At 54.3% G+C, this 16,341-nt stretch carries 16 protein-coding genes; 9 read left to right on the top strand and 7 right to left on the bottom strand.

The features are described 5' to 3' along the window. Positions 1-277: 277 nt before the first annotated feature. The 3 genes from galS to purM all read right to left on the bottom strand — a co-directional run bounded on the left by galS (position 278) and on the right by purM (position 3,230). Positions 278-1,276: an HTH-type transcriptional regulator GalS gene (galS, locus tag FGI04_RS13155; protein ID WP_342699484.1), complete on the bottom strand. Its 999-nt coding sequence runs from the start codon at positions 1,274-1,276 to the stop codon at positions 278-280. A 278-nt stretch (positions 1,277-1,554) separates the two neighbouring features. Next, positions 1,555-2,193 carry a phosphoribosylglycinamide formyltransferase gene (gene purN, locus FGI04_RS13150; protein ID WP_342699485.1) on the bottom strand — a complete coding sequence of 213 codons (639 nt, stop codon included), beginning with the start codon at positions 2,191-2,193 and terminating at the stop codon, positions 1,555-1,557. Beyond that, positions 2,193-3,230, bottom strand: a complete 1,038-nt coding sequence (purM, locus tag FGI04_RS13145) for a phosphoribosylformylglycinamidine cyclo-ligase (protein WP_342699486.1) — start codon at positions 3,228-3,230, stop codon at positions 2,193-2,195. Before purM ends, purN begins: the two co-directional genes overlap by 1 nt. 270 nt (positions 3,231-3,500) lie before the next feature. Between purM and upp the strand changes: the two genes are divergently transcribed. From upp to hda, 3 genes are all read left to right on the top strand, one after another. Further along, positions 3,501-4,127 carry a uracil phosphoribosyltransferase gene (upp, locus tag FGI04_RS13140; protein ID WP_016942006.1) on the top strand — a complete coding sequence of 209 codons (627 nt, stop codon included), beginning with the start codon at positions 3,501-3,503 and terminating at the stop codon, positions 4,125-4,127. Positions 4,128-4,319: 192 nt separating this feature from the next. Beyond that, entirely contained in the window at positions 4,320-5,633 is a 1,314-nt protein-coding gene (uraA, locus tag FGI04_RS13135; protein WP_038907340.1) for a uracil permease, read from the top strand. A gap of 117 nt (positions 5,634-5,750) precedes the next feature. Then, on the top strand, positions 5,751-6,458 hold the full coding sequence (hda, locus tag FGI04_RS13130; protein WP_016942004.1) for a DnaA inactivator Hda: 708 nt from the start codon (positions 5,751-5,753) through the stop codon (positions 6,456-6,458). A 9-nt stretch (positions 6,459-6,467) separates the two neighbouring features. On the opposite strand, the gene arsC is transcribed toward hda, so the two are convergent. From arsC to FGI04_RS13110, 4 genes are all read right to left on the bottom strand, one after another. Beyond that, a complete protein-coding gene (arsC, locus tag FGI04_RS13125; protein ID WP_407321056.1) occupies positions 6,468-6,824 on the bottom strand; it encodes an arsenate reductase (glutaredoxin) in 357 nt (118 codons plus the stop codon). 14 nt (positions 6,825-6,838) lie between these two features. Next, positions 6,839-8,302, bottom strand: coding sequence for a beta-barrel assembly-enhancing protease (gene bepA / locus FGI04_RS13120; protein WP_342699487.1), 1,464 nt, complete (start codon positions 8,300-8,302; stop codon positions 6,839-6,841). A 190-nt stretch (positions 8,303-8,492) separates the two neighbouring features. After that, positions 8,493-8,960 carry a thioredoxin-dependent thiol peroxidase gene (bcp, locus tag FGI04_RS13115; RefSeq protein ID WP_012883838.1) on the bottom strand — a complete coding sequence of 156 codons (468 nt, stop codon included), beginning with the start codon at positions 8,958-8,960 and terminating at the stop codon, positions 8,493-8,495. 2 nt (positions 8,961-8,962) lie between these two features. Continuing rightward, complete coding sequence (locus tag FGI04_RS13110; RefSeq protein ID WP_012883839.1) at positions 8,963-9,532, bottom strand: glycine cleavage system transcriptional repressor; 570 nt, start codon at positions 9,530-9,532, stop codon at positions 8,963-8,965. A gap of 147 nt (positions 9,533-9,679) precedes the next feature. Between FGI04_RS13110 and dapA the strand changes: the two genes are divergently transcribed. The 6 genes from dapA (at position 9,680) to ypfH (ending at position 16,311) form a co-directional block, all read left to right on the top strand. Beyond that, complete coding sequence (gene dapA / locus FGI04_RS13105) at positions 9,680-10,558, top strand: 4-hydroxy-tetrahydrodipicolinate synthase (protein WP_342699488.1); 879 nt, start codon at positions 9,680-9,682, stop codon at positions 10,556-10,558. 16 nt (positions 10,559-10,574) lie between these two features. Further along, a complete protein-coding gene (gene bamC, locus FGI04_RS13100; protein ID WP_342699489.1) occupies positions 10,575-11,615 on the top strand; it encodes an outer membrane protein assembly factor BamC in 1,041 nt (346 codons plus the stop codon). Positions 11,616-11,867: 252 nt separating this feature from the next. After that, positions 11,868-12,581 carry a phosphoribosylaminoimidazolesuccinocarboxamide synthase gene (gene purC, locus FGI04_RS13095; RefSeq protein WP_407336842.1) on the top strand — a complete coding sequence of 238 codons (714 nt, stop codon included), beginning with the start codon at positions 11,868-11,870 and terminating at the stop codon, positions 12,579-12,581. Between the two features lie 314 nt (positions 12,582-12,895). Next, positions 12,896-13,348 (top strand): DUF441 domain-containing protein, encoded by a 453-nt coding sequence (locus FGI04_RS13090; protein WP_342699491.1) that lies wholly within the window; start codon positions 12,896-12,898, stop codon positions 13,346-13,348. A gap of 19 nt (positions 13,349-13,367) precedes the next feature. Next, entirely contained in the window at positions 13,368-15,386 is a 2,019-nt protein-coding gene (locus FGI04_RS13085) for a tRNA(Met) cytidine acetyltransferase TmcA (RefSeq protein ID WP_407336841.1), read from the top strand. Positions 15,387-15,624: 238 nt separating this feature from the next. Beyond that, positions 15,625-16,311, top strand: a complete 687-nt coding sequence (gene ypfH / locus FGI04_RS13080) for an esterase (RefSeq protein WP_407336840.1) — start codon at positions 15,625-15,627, stop codon at positions 16,309-16,311. Positions 16,312-16,341: the final 30 nt, after the last annotated feature.

The raw sequence follows: 16,341 nt of genomic DNA, 5'->3' as shown, positions 1-16,341 counted from the left end.
AGCCTGACTTCCCTGTTTCAGGCGGCGTTCGCCGGTTGGCGGCGCGACCTGATAATGCATCCTGAATATAAACAGCGTCCTGAAACTGATATTGTGAACGTTTTCGCCGTGGCGGCCGCTAACAATTCAACTGACTGGGCGACCGTGTTACAAGGCGTCCGGCCTACGCAGTACACCCCCATCATAGAGAGCGCAATGTTAATTAACTGTGAATTTACTCACAAATTGAAAGCGGTTACATGGATGATTTGAATGAATTAGTGACCGCTTCCACATTTTAACGGGCCGCCACCGAGTGCCGCCGTACCAGCGTCGGCATGAAACAGTGTCTGGCCGTTGGGTCCAGCAACCCGGCTGCGCCTTTTAGCGCCAGTTCTGTGGCGATTTTCGCCATGGAAACAATAGGGTAGCGGATAGTAGTCAGGCGCGGGTCGGTGTAACGGGAAATAGGAATATCATCGAAGCCGACCACCGAGAACCGTTCCGGTACCGAAATGCCATTATCCTTCAGTGCCATTAAGGCACCCGCGGCCATACCGTCGTTATAGGCGAAGACGGCTGTTAACTGCTGGTTGCGTCCCAGCAGTTCCACCATCGCCGCTTCTCCCCCCTGTAGATCGGGCTCGCCACCGGCAATCCACTCATCAGGTGGCTCGATGCCATGTTCCTGTAACGCTTGTCGCCAGCCGGTCAGACGCTCCGTTACGTCTTCTATCGGGTGGCTGGATCGCAGATAACCAATGCGCTGATGCCCCTGTTGTAACAACATGCGCGTCGCCATCATGGCACCGCTGACGTTATCGAGGCAGACGCAGCGATGCGCGTAGTTTGGCAGCACCCGGTTGATCAGCACCATGCCGGGGACCTGATCCATGAATCCTGCCAGCTCCTCATCAGATAAGGCTTTGGCATGCACGATCAGCGCGTTACAACGCTGGCGGATCAGGACTTCGATGGCATGCCGTTCCTTTTCTTCCTGATGGTAGGAGTTGTTTATCAGCACATGTTTTTGCAGGCGCTGCGCCACGGTATCGACGGCTTTGACCATCGCGCCGAAGAACGGGTCCGACACGTCCATGACCACCACGCCGATGGTGTCACTGACCTGTGATGCCAGTGCCTGCGCGTTAGCATTAGGCCGATACCCTAATTGTTCGACAGTTTGCAGCACTAGATCGCGTGTCTGTTGAGTGACCGCGCTGTTGTTATTGAGCACACGGGAAACGGTAGCGATGGAAACGCCCGCCTGACGTGCGACATCACGGATGGTAATCATGCATACTCACCACAGAAGAAAAAGTTCACAAGGGCGCCTCTGGCATTCAACCTGTTGGGTCTATTCTGTCAGGCGTTATGGATAGACTACGTGAGTCATGTCACAGTGATGAAAGCGGTTACATACAATTCTGTAACCTTTGTGACGAGGGTCATTATCCGGGAAAAAGAGAGCGCCCTGATGGGACCCTGTTTATGAAGGCATGACGAGAGTAATACGCAAGAACAACGCCCCGGTGATGCCGGGCGCGAGGGGAGGTGGACGCTGAATCAGGCGGTTTATTCGGCGGCGTAGCCGCTTTCGGGGATCACTTCGCCGTCAAGCCAGGCGTGATTATCGCGCAGCGCCAGACGTCCTGCCAGGAACCAGCCGACAACCAGCGGGTAGATGCTGTGTTCCTGCGCTTGCACCCGCTCTTGAATATCCTGCTCAGTATCGCCGGGGAAAATCGGCACTCTGGCTTGCAGAATAACCGGGCCACCATCCAGCTCTTCGGTGACAAAATGCACCGAGGTACCGTGCTCACTGTCGCCGTTTTCCAGCGCCTTGCGGTGGGTATGTAAGCCGGGATAGTTGGGCAGCAGCGACGGGTGGATATTCAGCATTTTCCCCAGAAAACGGGTGACGAATTCGGCACTGAGGATACGCATATATCCAGCCAATACCACGACATCTGGCTGATATTTCTCGATCTCGACTGCAAGTGCTGCATCGAAATCGGCACGACTGGCATAATCGCCCGGCAGTAGCGCGTGGGTCGCGATACCGGCGTCACGAGCCCGCTTGAGACCGAAAGCATCAGGGTTATTGCTCAATACCGCACTAATTTGCCCGGGAAGGCGACCATGCTGGCAGGCGTCAATTAACGCCTGCAGATTGCTTCCCTGACCTGAAATCAGGACAACGATGTTTTTCATCACTGGATGACCACGGTTTCTCCGCCATTGGTACGGGTAATGACACCGATCTTCCAGGCAGTTTCACCGTTGCTGGTAAGGTGAGCGATAGCGTTGTCCGCCTGTTCGGCTGGCAGCGCGATGATCATGCCCACACCACAGTTAAAGGTGCGATACATTTCGTGACGGCTGACGTTGCCATTTTGCTGCAGCCACTGGAATACAGACGGCCACTGCCAGCTGGATTCCTCGATCGTCGCCTGCATACCTTCCGGCAATACGCGCGGAATGTTTTCCCAGAAACCGCCGCCGGTCAGGTGGGAAATGGCGTGCACATCTACGTTTTCAATCAGTGACAGTACGGATTTCACGTAAATTTTAGTCGGGGCCAGCAGGTGATCAGCCAGTGGTTTGCCATCCAGTTGAATCTGTTCCGGATTAGCGCCACTCACTTCGAGGATTTTACGGATCAGCGAGTAACCGTTGGAGTGTGGGCCGCTGGAAGCCAGCGCGACCAGTGCGTCGCCTTCGCGTACTTTACTGCCGTCGATAATCTCGGCTTTTTCAACCACGCCGACGCAGAAACCGGCCACGTCGTAATCATCACCGTGGTACATGCCGGGCATTTCAGCCGTTTCGCCGCCCACCAGCGCACAGCCAGACTGTTTGCATCCTTCGGCGATACCGGTGATAACGCGGGCTGCCGTGTCGACATCCAGCTTACCGGTGGCGTAATAATCCAGGAAAAACAGTGGCTCGGCACCTTGTACCACCAGGTCGTTGACGCACATTGCCACCAGGTCGATACCAATCGTATCGTGACGCTGCAGGTCCATCGCCAGACGCAGCTTGGTGCCAACCCCATCGGTACCGGAAACCAGTACCGGTTCGCGGTATTTTTGCGGTAAGGCGCATAAGGCACCGAAACCGCCCAATCCACCCATGACTTCCGGGCGACGGGTCTGTTTCACTACACCTTTGATACGGTCTACCAATGCATTACCAGCATCAATATCCACGCCTGCGTCTTTATAGCTGAGAGAGGTTTTATCGGTCACTGCGGAGTCCCCACGGAGGTTACGATTGGTTTAAAAAATGGAGCGCGCTAATTCTAACAGCGTAAGCAAACGTTTGCGAGCGGTGTCTTCGCTGTGTGGCGCTTTCGTCAGGAGATGATGAAGGCCGCTATCGGCTGTCTGGGGGATGGATAGCGATAATTTCCGTTTTCGCTTGATTTGGATCAGACTGGAATCTATGGCGTACATTTGAAAAAGCGGTATAATCCCGCGATTTTTTTGGCCGTCCACTGCCGATGGGAGTAAAGAGTAATGAAAATCGTCGAGGTAAAACACCCGCTCGTTAAGCATAAACTGGGTCTGATGCGCGAGCACGATATCAGTACCAAGCGTTTTCGCGAACTGGCGTCTGAAGTCGGTAGTTTGCTGACCTATGAAGCCACCGCCGATTTGGCGACGGAAAAAGTGACCATCGAAGGCTGGTGCGGCCCGGTTGAAGTTGACCAAATCAAAGGTAAAAAAATTACCGTCGTACCGATCCTGCGTGCTGGCCTTGGCATGATGGAAGGGGTGCTGGAAAACGTACCGAGTGCGCGTATCAGCGTGGTAGGGATGTACCGCGACGAACAAACGCTGGAGCCGGTTCCTTATTTCCAGAAACTGGCTTCTAACATCGACGAACGCATGGCGCTGGTCGTTGACCCGATGCTGGCGACTGGCGGCTCGATGATTGCCACTATCGACCTGCTGAAGAAAGCCGGTTGCCTTAGCATTAAGGTGCTGGTGCTGGTTGCTGCGCCTGAAGGGATTGCCGCGCTGGAGAAAGCGCATCCGGATGTGGAGTTGTACACCGCCTCCATCGACAAGGGCCTCAACGAACACGGTTACATTATGCCGGGCCTGGGCGATGCGGGCGACAAGCTGTTTGGTACGAAATGATATCCAGCCGACTGTAGAGTCGGCTTTTTTTTGCGTATAAGCCGCCGTTTCTGACCTAACCTAACGGGTGGCCCCTGCGCATTCCACGGATGGCGAGATTTTTTCAGCGTCGATGAGATGAAGAGTGGTCGGCGCTGAACTTTCTGCCGGGGTTCCCGGTATTTTTCAGTCTGAGACACAGAGGAAAACACGATGACTCGTCGCGCCATCGGCGTCAGTGAACGCCCCCCACTTTTGCAAACGATACCGCTGAGTTTCCAGCATCTGTTTGCGATGTTCGGAGCCACTGTACTGGTGCCCATTCTGTTCAAAATTAACCCGGCGACCGTACTGCTGTTCAACGGCATCGGGACACTGCTTTATCTGTTTATCTGTAAAGGTAAAATCCCGGCGTATCTGGGTTCTAGTTTTGCGTTTCTCTCGCCGGTTTTTCTGCTATTGCCGCAGGGATATGAAGTGGCGCTGGGCGGCTTTATTCTGTGCGGCGCACTGTTTTGTCTGGTGGCGTTGCTGGTGAAAAAAGTCGGAACCGGCTGGCTGAACGTGATTTTCCCACCGGCGGCGATGGGGGCGATTGTCGCGGTAATCGGGCTGGAATTGGCGGGTGTGGCGGCCAACATGGCTGGCTTGCTGCCTGCTGCCGGTACTGAAATGGATACCAAGACCGTCACTGTTTCACTGGTAACGCTAGCGGTAACCGTGCTGGGCTCCGTCTTGTTTCGCGGTTTTCTGGCGATTATCCCTATCCTGATTGGCGTACTGGTAGGGTATGCGCTTGCTTTCGTGATGGGCATGGTGGATTTAACGCCGATCGCTCAGGCGCACTGGTTCGCTTTACCCACCTTTTATACACCGCGTTTTGAGTGGGTGGCGATGCTGACGGTACTGCCAGCCGCACTGGTGGTAGTCGCCGAACATGTGGGCCATCTGGTGGTCACCGCCAATATCGTGAAAAAAGATCTGATGCGTGACCCTGGTCTGCACCGGTCGTTGTTTGCTAACGGTATTTCTACCATGTTATCCGGCTTTTTTGGTTCCACACCGAATACGACTTACGGTGAGAATATCGGCGTACTGGCGATTACCAAAGTGTACAGTACCTGGGTTATCGGTGGAGCGGCGATCATTGCGATTCTGCTCTCCTGCGTCGGTAAGCTGGCTGCGGCAATTCAGGCTGTGCCGGTTCCGGTGATGGGGGGCGTGTCGCTGCTGTTGTACGGTGTTATCGGCGCATCCGGTATTCGTGTGCTGATCGAATCCAAAGTGGATTACAACAAGGCACAGAACCTGATCCTGACCTCGGTCATACTGATCATCGGCGTCAGCGGCGCGAAGATCCACCTGGGCGCGGTCGAGCTCAAAGGGATGGCGCTGGCCACGGTGGTGGGGGTGTTCCTGAGCCTCGTGTTTCGCGTTATCAGCCTGTTCCGTAAAGAAGAAGAAGTAATTGATGTGATTGATGAGGCGGACGACAACACTTCTGCTCACTCCTCTTCTGCACACTAAAATTCTCCAGCCCGTTGATGTTGCGACGGGCGGTGCGTTGAACCGGCGGGATGCCGGTTCAATCGCAAAAGGTTTCTATGCTAAACTTGATTCGTTTTCCTGCCTGTTTGGTTTGAGGTGCTTCTGAACACACCGGCACAGTTATCATTGCCACTCTATTTACCCGATGACGAAACCTTTGCCAGTTTCTACCCGGGAGAAAATACGTCTCTGCTGGCTGCTATCCATACGACGTTAGATCAGGAACATGGCAGTTACATCTATTTCTGGTCACGTGAAGGCGGCGGCCGTAGTCACCTGCTGCATGCAGCTTGCGCTGAATTGTCCCGTCTTGGTCGTGCGGTCGGTTATGTGCCGTTAGATAAGCGTGCCTATTTCGTCCCAGAGGTGCTGGACGGGATGGAGCAACTGTCGCTGGTCTGTATCGATAATATTGAAGCGATCGCCGGTGATGACGCGTGGGAAATGGCACTGTTTAATCTATACAACCGCATTCAGGAGGGGGGACGCACCCGCTTGCTGATTACCGGCGATCGTCCGCCGCGTCAGATCAATCTGCAACTGGCGGATCTGGCTTCGCGTCTCGACTGGGGGCAAATCTATCGGTTGCAGCCGTTGTCGGATGAAGAAAAAGGCGAGGCGTTACAATTGCGGGCTCGGTTGCGTGGTTTTGAACTGCCGGAAGACGTCAGCCGCTTTTTGCTAAAGCGGCTGGATCGGGAAATGCGCACGTTATTTATGACGCTGGACCAGCTCGATCACGCGTCCATCACCGCCCAACGTAAACTGACGATCCCTTTCGTCAAAGAGATCCTCGGGCTGTAATGCCATCTGTCACAGGATATCCAGCACCTGTTCTGGTGGGCGACCCAGTTTAGCGTGGCCGTTGGCAACCACGATTGGGCGTTCAATCAATTTCGGGTGGGTGATCATTGCCTCAATCAGTTGAGCCTCTGTCAGTGTGTCGTCAGCCAGATTCAACTCGCGGTACAGCTCTTCTTTTCGACGCATCAGTTCGCGCGCACTGTTAAATCCCAGTTGTTTAATCAGCCTGGTGAGGGTAGCGGCATCCGGTGGTGTATCCAGATACAACACCACCTCCGGTTCGATGCCTTGTTGCTGGAGCAGCGTCAGTGTTTCGCGGCTCTTAGAGCAACGGGGGTTATGATAGATGGTCACCGATTTACTCATTCCATTTACCTTTCTCAGGATTTTTCATAAGGGCGGAAACGCTGCTGTAGCGCACGTAACTGGTCGATACGGGCGTCGTAACGTGCCTGATCGAGGCTGCCGAGCTTGCTTTGCGAGCTGGCGTTACTCAGCAAACGAATCGCCTGATCCAGTTTGCCGTTGAGTGCCAGACTTTCCGCCCGGGATGCCAGTTCTTCACCACGCATATTCTGTGCTGCAGAAGCCTGCGCCAGTAAGTCCCAGCCATTTGGATCGTCCGGATGGGCATAGGTGTATTTACGCAAGATACGAATAGCGTCGGCGGATTTATGGCTTTCTACCATCGCGTTAGCCAGATTGATCTGCAACACTGGGTTGTCCTGCGCATCCGGCACTTTCTGCAAACGGGCAACGGCTTGATCCGCGCGCTGCTGGCCGATATCGATATCGGTCATCAGATCAAGAAACCAGGGGCTTGACGGCGATTTATCCAGCAAGGGTTGCAGCGTTGCGCGTGCTTCATCGTACTTCTTGGCTTGATAGGCCCGAATAGCACGGCCGTATTGAGCGGCCAACTGCTCGCGTGCGTTGCCTTTGGCCCAGTTGTCCAACAGGGCGGCACCATACGGGTTATCTTGCGAAACGTACATTCCCAACACACGCGCCTTGGCGAATAGAAAATCCTGCGAGGAGTGCACCGGGGTGGATTTCATCTGATTGGCGCGGTTGCGGGCGTCCGAAAGTCGGCTTTCCGGTAACGGGTGCGTCAGCAACATTTCCGGCGGTTTAGTGGCGTAGCGCGAGATGTCCGCCAATCGTTGCAGGAAATTGGGCATCGCCTGTGGGTCAAATCCGGCCCGCTGTAATACCTGAATCCCGATGCGGTCCGCTTCCTGTTCATTCGCTTGGGTAAAGCTGATGACGCTTTGCTGTGCACCTGCCAACGTACCGCTGAGTGCGGCGAACCCGGCCTGTGGGTTTGCCATTGCCAGCAGCAGTGAACCAAAAGCGCCAGCCCAGGCGAGCGGTGCGCTGGCTTTTTGGGCTTCCATGGCGCGGGCCAGATGGCGCTGGGTTACGTGGGAGATTTCGTGCGCCAGTACCGAGGCCAGCTCACTTTCACTTTCCACATAGCGGAATAGCCCGGAGTGCAGCACGACATTACCACCGAAGAAGGCGAAGGCGTTGATTTCGTCGTTATTGACCAGAAAAAAGTGAAACGGCGTACGCACGGAATCGGCCGACTTAACCAATCGTCCACCCAACTGATTGATGTACTGCAGCAACAACGGGTCGTTAATCAGCGGCGCACCGGCACGCAACTGGCGCAGGTAGAAATCCCCCATCACCAGTTCCTGATTAATACTGAGCGTTCCGCCCGCGGTGGTGCCGATATCCGGCAACGTGTCCTGTGTCGTGGCTGTGACCATCAGCGGGCTTGCGCTCAGTAACGCGCCTGCCAGTATGGCGATGACCGTCTGTTTGAACCGATAGGACATAACGAAGACAACCTTTCGAACAACCTGAAAGAATGGTCATCATCTTAGCCAGCAGTAGCACACAATGAAACATGAATAGGGAAAAAGGCGGTGTAAAAAATGGAAAATGCGTGGAGATCTGTGGTTTGCCGACGCACCGAATACCACGTCGGCAATAATCAGGAGCAGAATAATCAAGAAAGAAAAAGGCTCAGGCACCTTTTAAGTAATTCAGTACGATATCGTGGTGATTACTGGTCTTGAAGTCATCGAATACTTTTTCGATGTTGCCTTCAGCGTTGATCAGAAAACTGACCCGGTGAATGCCATCATAGGTTTTACCCATAAAGGTTTTTTCACCCCATACGCCGAACTGCTCTGCTACCTGATGGTCTTCATCAGCCAGCAAGGTAAAGTTCAGCAGCTCTTTTTCCGTAAAGCGGGACAATTTCTCCGGCTTATCGGTGCTGATACCCAGAACCTCAACGCCGAATGTCTTCAGCTCGTCCATGTTATCGCGAAGCCCACAGGCTTGCACGGTGCAACCTGGCGTCATGGCCTTGGGATAGAAATACACCAACACCCGTTGTCCCTGGAAGTCGGCCAAATTAACTTGTTCGCCATCCTGGTCGGGCAAGCTAAATTTCGGTGCGGTATCACCGGCTTTCAGTGTGGTCATCACTACTCTCCATCTTTCTCTTCGTGCTGTGGATAGTTCACAACGCTAATACTGCCTTGCGCGTGCAGTTCTGTACATAGCTGATGAAAGGCTGGCTCAATAATTGAACCGGCTAACGCAGCCGGGCTGTGCGCCGTAATCTGGATATACAGTTGCGGCGGTGTATCGCCATCGGCAGGGCGGGTTTTAGACACCAGCTCGGCGATGTTCATTTGATGAGAATCAAACAGATCAGTAAAGCGTTCAATGATGTGTGGGGAGTCAGCAACATCCACTTTGACCCACACGGTAGCAGGCATCGGTGGGCGGGACTGCGATTCTGTACGTTTCATCACAATCAGCAAATCCAGTTCGACACCTTTGAGTGGCAGGGTGGACTCGATAAGCGTAATCGCGTTCCAACTGCCAGAAAGCAACATGATAAACGTGAACTCGGTGCCCAGCATCGCAAGTCGGCTATCTTCGATGTTGCAACCACAGCTACTGACATGGCGGGTAATCGTATTAACGATACCGGGACGGTCCGTCCCCAACGCGGTAATGACCAGATAGTGTTCTTGTGGGCGCGGCAAAATAGTGCTTCCTGTACAAAATGTTGGGAGTAACATGGTAAACATAAAAAAAACCGCCTGCCAAGCGCAGACAACCACGGTTGTCTGCTTGCTTTTGCATAGAAGTCAAAAGTACCATGAAGCACTTGTTTGTGGAGGGGATGGCTAATGTTTACGGGTAGTATTGTTGCTCTGGTGACGCCGATGGACGACAAAGGTGCCGTTGATCGCGTGAGCCTGAAAAAACTAATTGATTATCATGTCGCTAGCGGTACGTCCGCGATTGTGTCGGTGGGCACCACCGGCGAGTCCGCCACCTTGAGTCACGATGAGCATGGCGACGTGGTGATGTTGACACTGGAATTAAGCGACGGCCGAATCCCGGTTATCGCCGGTACCGGTGCTAATTCAACTGCTGAGGCGATTTCCCTCACCCAGCGTTTTAACGATACGGGTGTGGCCGGGTGCCTGACCGTGACGCCGTATTACAACAAGCCGACCCAGCATGGTTTGTTCCTGCATTTCAAGGCGATTGCCGAGCATACCGACCTGCCGCAGATCCTCTACAATGTGCCATCCCGTACAGGTTGTGACATGTTGCCGGAAACCGTCGCCCGTCTGTCAGAAGTCAAAAATATTGTTGCCATCAAGGAAGCGACCGGGAACTTAAGCCGTGTCAGCCAGATCCAAGAGCTGGTTCATGAAGATTTCATTTTGCTGAGCGGCGACGACGCCAGCTCGCTGGACTTTATGCAACTCGGTGGCAACGGCGTGATTTCCGTGACAGCCAATATCGCGGCCCGTGAAATGGCGGCGCTGTGCGAGCTGGCGGCTCAAGGGAATTTCGTTGAAGCCCGCCGCCTTAATCAGCGTCTGATGCCGTTGCATCATAAACTGTTTGTTGAACCCAATCCGATTCCGGTGAAATGGGCCTGTAAGGCATTGGGATTGATGGCGACCGATACGCTTCGTCTGCCGATGACGCCGCTGACCGATGCTGGTCGCGATGTGATGGAGCAGGCTATGAAGCAGGCGGGTCTGCTGTAACCGTTAGGGAGATTTGATGAGTTCTTCATTGCAAAAGTCGATGGTGGCAAAGGTTGTCGGTGTTTCGCTGATCATGTTGCTGGCCGCCTGTACCAGCGATCAACGCTACAAGCGTCAGGTTAATGGCGATGAATCCTATCTGCAAACCCCCGAACATCGGGCGTTGAATGTACCGCCCGGTCTGATTCTGCCGTTGCAGAACGGGGATTTCGATATTCCTCCGGTCAACCAGAATGGGCTGGTTGGTAAAGCGCTGGATATTCGCCCGCCGATGCAGCCATTGGCTTTGTTGAATGGTTCCCGCGGTCAGGTATCTGGTAATACGGCGACGTTGTTGCTGGAGAACAATGCGCGCAACAGCAGCCTGTGGTCGGTGTTGACGCAGGTCCTCCAGTCAAAAGGTTATACGATTGCCAGTCGTCAGGATGCCAACCGGACGCTGACGACCGATTGGATCACCTGGAAGCGTGAAGATGAGGATGTCGCGCATCAGGCGCGTTACCAGATAACCCTGCAGACGCAAGGCTATCAACTGGCGCTGACCGTGAAGCTGCTGGATCTGCAGCAGAACACCAGCCCGGTGACTGATAGTAGCGAAACTCAGCGTTATACCGCGATGATGCTCAATACGCTGTCTGACGAACTGGATAAGCGCTTGAACGATAATGACAGCGCTCAGGCTAATCGTAACAGCCAGCAGCTCAATGTTCAGAGCGGCGCTGATGATTCTGGCCTGCCGTTGCTGGTGGTGCGTGGTACCTACAATCAGGTATGGGACCGCCTGCCGAAAGCGCTGGATAAAGTTGGGATGACCGTTAACGATCGCAGCCGTCCGCAAGGATCGGTGGCTGTCAGCTATAAGGCGCCGGGTAGCGGAACCTGGAATGAACTGGGGGCGCGCGATCCACAATTGCCGAACGGCGATTACAAACTGCAGGTCGGTGATTTGGGCAACCGCAGTACGTTGCAATTTATCGACTCCAAAGGACATACGCTAAGCCAGTCGCAAAATGACGCGCTGGTCGCAGTATTGCAGGCCGCGTTCAGCAAGTCGTAAAACGCAAGAATATATACCCTAAATAATTCGAGTTGCAGGCAGGCGGCGACGCAGCGAATCCCCAGTCACTTACTTAAGTAAGTGACTGGGGTGAGCGAGGAAAGCCAACGCACATGTAACTTGAAGTATGACGGGTATAAGGGTCGGGTTCTCCGGCCCTTCTTCATTTAGTCATCAACGTGATGGGTTTATCAACACGTTCAATTAACGGGCCCGGTGCGGGTGGCCCTTACTTGTGTGGAGTAATAAAAGATGCAAAAGCTAGCTGAGTTGTATCGCGGAAAAGCGAAAACGGTCTACACCACGGAAGATCCGGATCTGTTGGTGCTGGAGTTCCGCAATGATACGTCAGCAGGGGATGGTGCTCGCATTGAGCAGTTTGATCGTAAAGGGATGGTGAATAACAAGTTCAACCACTTCATCATGACCAAGCTGGAAGACGCCGGGATCCCAACCCAGATGGTGAGCCTGCTGTCGGATACTGAAGTACTGGTGAAGAAGCTGGACATGGTGCCGGTCGAATGCGTCGTGCGTAACCGTGCTGCCGGATCGCTGGTTAAACGCCTGGGTATCACGGAAGGTGAGATTCTCAATCCGCCGTTGTTCGACCTGTTCCTGAAAAACGACGCCATGCACGACCCGATGGTGAACGAGTCCTACTGCAAGACCTTCGGCTGGGTCAGTGAAGAGAATCTGGCGCGTATGAAGGAACTGAGCTACAAAGCCAATGAGGTACTGAGCAAGCTGTTCGGCGACGCGGGCCTGATCCTGGTGGACTTTAAGCTGGAGTTCGGTCTGTTCAAAGGCGAAGTGGTGCTGGGCGACGAGTTCTCGCCGGACGGTAGCCGCCTGTGGGACAAAGAAACCCTGAACAAAATGGATAAAGACCGTTTCCGTCAGAGTCTGGGGGGCCTGATTGAAGCCTATGAGGAAGTCGCACGCCGTCTGGGTGTTAAACTGGACTAACTGCGCAATCGTTTACGTTCTGGCAGGCGGCTGTGGTTTTCGGTTGCCAGAACGGGACGGTTGTTTGCCTGATACCTGTTAATTCGCCAAAGGTCTACCTGGTAGTGATTTGTCTGACAAATCGCTGCCTGTCAGCCCGTTGCCGGATACTGCCTGACGACATCCGATCGTAGGTTTCTTTGAATGCCTCTTCGCGGCGGGTTCCCTGCTGCGTAGCACTCTTCATGTTGCCTTAGTGAATTATGCTGCCTGAGTGAAATGAGTGCTATCATTCTTCGCCTGTGTGTCGACTGATTCCGGCAAGGATATGTTTTATGGCCTTTTTTGACCCAACGTTACTTATCTTACTGGCATTGGCTGCCCTCGGTATTATCAGCCAGAACATGACGGTTACCCTGGCTATTTTGTTTTTGGTGGTGGTGCGTATTACGCCGCTGAATCACTATTTCCCGTGGGTAGAAAAATATGGCCTGTCGTTTGGTGTGCTGGTACTCACCATCGGCGTGATGGCTCCCATTGCCAGCGGCAAAATTTCTGCCGGTGATGTGCTCTCTTCGTTTTTACACTGGAAATCGTTACTGGCGGTGGCTATCGGTATTGCGGTTTCCTGGCTCGGTGGGCGAGGCGTCACACTGATGAGTAACCAACCCTCGGTTGTGGCCGGTTTGCTGGTGGGTACCGTGATGGGGGTAGCGCTATTTCGTGGCGTGCCAGTGGGGCCATTGATTGCGGCGGGATTGCTCTCGTTACTGATCGGCAAAGGCTAAGTTTTCTTCGGGGTGTGTCGTGGAATCTTTCGTTGTCAGCCAGCACTATCTGCAGCGCTATGGCATTCGTCGCCTGCTGGTGTTAAGCGGCCAGCCTGACTGGTGCGGCGAGCAGGCTGTACGTTTGAGCGCTCTGCTGCCTGGTGACTGGTTGTGGGTAGGCTCGTCGGCACCGCAGCACATGACCCCTTTAGCGCCTTCGCGCGTGCGTGGAGTGTTAGGGCGGGAGTATCTGCACGCGGTATTTGATGCCAGAGACGGTTTCGATGCACAAGCGCTGGCGATGTTGGCAGGGGCGCTCAAGGCTGGTAGTTGGTTCGTGTTATTGGTTCCTGAGTGGGCGTCGTGGCCTGATAGCCCGGATGTCGATAGTCTGCGCTGGAGTGAGCAACCTCAGCCAATTGCCACGCCTCGCTTTATCCGACATGTGCAGCGCCAGCTGTTGGCGGATAAAGAAGTCGTGGTATGGCGCCAGCAAGACCCCGAACCGGTAATTTCTCCCCCTACACGTCGCCCGGATTGGCTGCCCGCTAGCGGTGAGCCGACATCTTGCCAGTATCGCATCGTGCAACAACTGCAGCATACCGCGTGTGCCGTGTCGGTGATTACCGCACCGCGTGGGCGTGGCAAATCAACGCTGTCCGGTATGCTGGCGAGCCAGTGTCAGGGGGGATGTTGGGTAACGGCACCGTCACGTGCTGCTGGCGAGATTCTGTTACGACAAGCCGGGAAGGCAGCAACATTTTGGGCGCCGGACGCCCTGTTGGCGTTCTGTCAGCAGCAGGGTACACCACTGGTAGACTGGCTGTTGATTGATGAAGCCGCAGCTATCCCTACGTCGTTATTGCAATCTTTATTGCCGTTTTTCCGTCGGGTGGTGATGACAACTACGGTTCAAGGCTATGAGGGGACTGGACGTGGTTTTCTGCTTAAGTTTTGTGCCTCATTGCCGGACTGGCAGGCTATCGAACTGACTGAGCCATTACGTTGGGCACAGCACGATCCGCTGGAGCACATTGTGGATCGCATGATGTTGTTTGATGCTGAAAAACAGGTACCGGAACGACTTGATGCTCCCCCTGTTATTCGCCCGGAGCAGCAGGATGACTGGCTGAGCCAGCCCGAACGCCTGGAAGGCTGCTATGGATTGCTCTGTAGCGCCCATTACCGCACTTCTGCGCTGGATTTACGTCGCTTGATGGATGCCTCTGGTATGTATGTTGCCAGCGCTTGTGTCGATGAGAAGATTGGCGGGGTCATCTGGCTGGTGGACGAAGGGGGATTGTCGGCGACACTGGCGCAGGAGGTGTGGGCCGGACGCCGTCGCCCGAGCGGAAATCTGGTGGCACAGTCGTTGGCCGCACACGCTAATCAATGGCAGGCACCGGTGTTACGATCGCGTCGTATCAGTCGTATCGCTGTGCTGGCCGCCCATCGAGGTCAGGGAATCGGTCTGGCACTGGTGCGAGATCAACAGCAACAGGCTCAACAGGCGCAACTGGATTTCCTGTCTGTCAGTTTCGGTTTTCAGCCCGATTTGTGGCAATTCTGGCAACGTTGCGGGTTCCAGTTGGTACGTATCGGTAGTCATGTTGAGGCCAGCAGTGGGTGCTATAGCGCGATGGCACTGTTCCCGCTCAGTGAGGCAGGGGAGGCGTTGACCGCTTTAGCACACCATGAATTACGTCGGGATTGGTTTTGGCTGCGGCGCGATATTCCGTTGACGCTGGATTTGCCACTGGTGACAGAACAGACATTCACGGTTGATGACTGGCGTAATCTGGCGGGGTTTGCTCTGGCTCACCGTCCGCCGGAAGCCTGTCAGGGAGCGTTGTCACGTTTGCTACTCCACTCGCCGATGGCATTGGTGGCCTTAAGACTGTGGCTTGAGCAAGGGAGAAGCGTGGCGGAGTGCGTTCAGCAGCTCCAATTGGCGGGCAAAAAGGCGTTGGTTCAGCGCTGGCGTACCGAAACGGCCCAGGCGTTGCAGCATTTGGATGCCGCACAATGGCAACGCTGGCATGACATTGTCCTATAGCGAAATAAGTGGTTTTATTCCTCAGATTTATTTCAAGTGGTAACGATCACAATTTTGCAACTAAAACTGTGAGAGGACCTGCTGATTTCCCCCGTTCATATACACTGATCCTGATACAGGATAATGGAATAACTTGTTCAATAAACCTCAATATTGACCCGCCATCGAGGGGCGTATAGTGACCGCTGAATATTTTACATAGTCGGTTCCCCCAGAAGAGAACCGCAGGAGAGGCGATATGAAGCATGACTATTTTGTGGTGCAACAGCCACCTTCACCTAAGCAGTTGTTTTTACTATTTCACGGCGTAGGTGACAACCCGGTTTCTATGGGACAGATTGGCCGTTATTTTGCCAATGCATTTCCCATGGCGCAGGTTATCGGTGTGGGGGGCCCGGAAGCGATTGGCTTGGGCGAAGGACGCCAGTGGTTTTCGGTTCAGGGGGTAACGGAAGATAACCGTGCCCGCCGCGTGAATGCCGTTATGCCGCGTTTTATCGATACGGTTCGCTATTGGCAGGCGTCCACGGGAATCGATTATTCCCACACGGCGTTGATTGGTTTTTCTCAGGGCTCAATCATGATCCTGGAAGCGCTGAAAGCAGAGAAGAATCTGGCTGGACGGGTTGTGGTATTCAGTGGCCGTTTTGCCACGTTGCCGGACCAGCCGATGTACGATGTTGTGGTCCATCTGGTTCATGGTGAGGAAGACCCGGTGATTACCGTGGATCATGCCCGGCAGGCAGCACAGAGCTTGCGCGCTCAGGGATCGGATTTTACGTTGGATCTGGTGCCGCAACTCGGGCACGCCATTGATGGCCGCATGATGGAATACGCGCTGGACCGACTGCATCACTATATTCCTAAACGTTTCTGGGATGAGGCGGTGATGGGGGAACGCGGTGAGCTGGTGGCATTTCGCTAACTGACCGATGACGGGTTTCGTGTTTTAAGC

This window comes from Dickeya ananatis (genome assembly GCF_019464615.1).
In the GTDB taxonomy this organism is placed as follows: Bacteria; Pseudomonadota; Gammaproteobacteria; order Enterobacterales; family Enterobacteriaceae; genus Dickeya; species Dickeya oryzae.
The sequence above is the reverse complement of the archived record's forward strand: the minus strand, read 5'-3'. Positions and strand labels throughout refer to the sequence as shown.

What these genes read in the sequence shown, in the direction of transcription:
- galS (WP_342699484.1), bottom strand. Translation starts at nt 1,276, where the DNA reads ATGATTACCATCCGTGATGTCGCACGTCAGGCGGGCGTTTCCATCGCT.
- purN (WP_342699485.1), bottom strand. Translation starts at nt 2,193, where the DNA reads ATGAAAAACATCGTTGTCCTGATTTCAGGTCAGGGAAGCAATCTGCAG.
- upp (WP_016942006.1), top strand. Translation starts at nt 3,501, where the DNA reads ATGAAAATCGTCGAGGTAAAACACCCGCTCGTTAAGCATAAACTGGGT.
- uraA (WP_038907340.1), top strand. Translation starts at nt 4,320, where the DNA reads ATGACTCGTCGCGCCATCGGCGTCAGTGAACGCCCCCCACTTTTGCAA.
- arsC (WP_407321056.1), bottom strand. Translation starts at nt 6,824, where the DNA reads ATGAGTAAATCGGTGACCATCTATCATAACCCCCGTTGCTCTAAGAGC.
- bepA (WP_342699487.1), bottom strand. Translation starts at nt 8,302, where the DNA reads ATGTCCTATCGGTTCAAACAGACGGTCATCGCCATACTGGCAGGCGCG.
- bcp (WP_012883838.1), bottom strand. Translation starts at nt 8,960, where the DNA reads ATGACCACACTGAAAGCCGGTGATACCGCACCGAAATTTAGCTTGCCC.
- dapA (WP_342699488.1), top strand. Translation starts at nt 9,680, where the DNA reads ATGTTTACGGGTAGTATTGTTGCTCTGGTGACGCCGATGGACGACAAA.
- bamC (WP_342699489.1), top strand. Translation starts at nt 10,575, where the DNA reads ATGAGTTCTTCATTGCAAAAGTCGATGGTGGCAAAGGTTGTCGGTGTT.
- purC (WP_407336842.1), top strand. Translation starts at nt 11,868, where the DNA reads ATGCAAAAGCTAGCTGAGTTGTATCGCGGAAAAGCGAAAACGGTCTAC.
- FGI04_RS13090 (WP_342699491.1), top strand. Translation starts at nt 12,896, where the DNA reads ATGGCCTTTTTTGACCCAACGTTACTTATCTTACTGGCATTGGCTGCC.
- ypfH (WP_407336840.1), top strand. Translation starts at nt 15,625, where the DNA reads ATGAAGCATGACTATTTTGTGGTGCAACAGCCACCTTCACCTAAGCAG.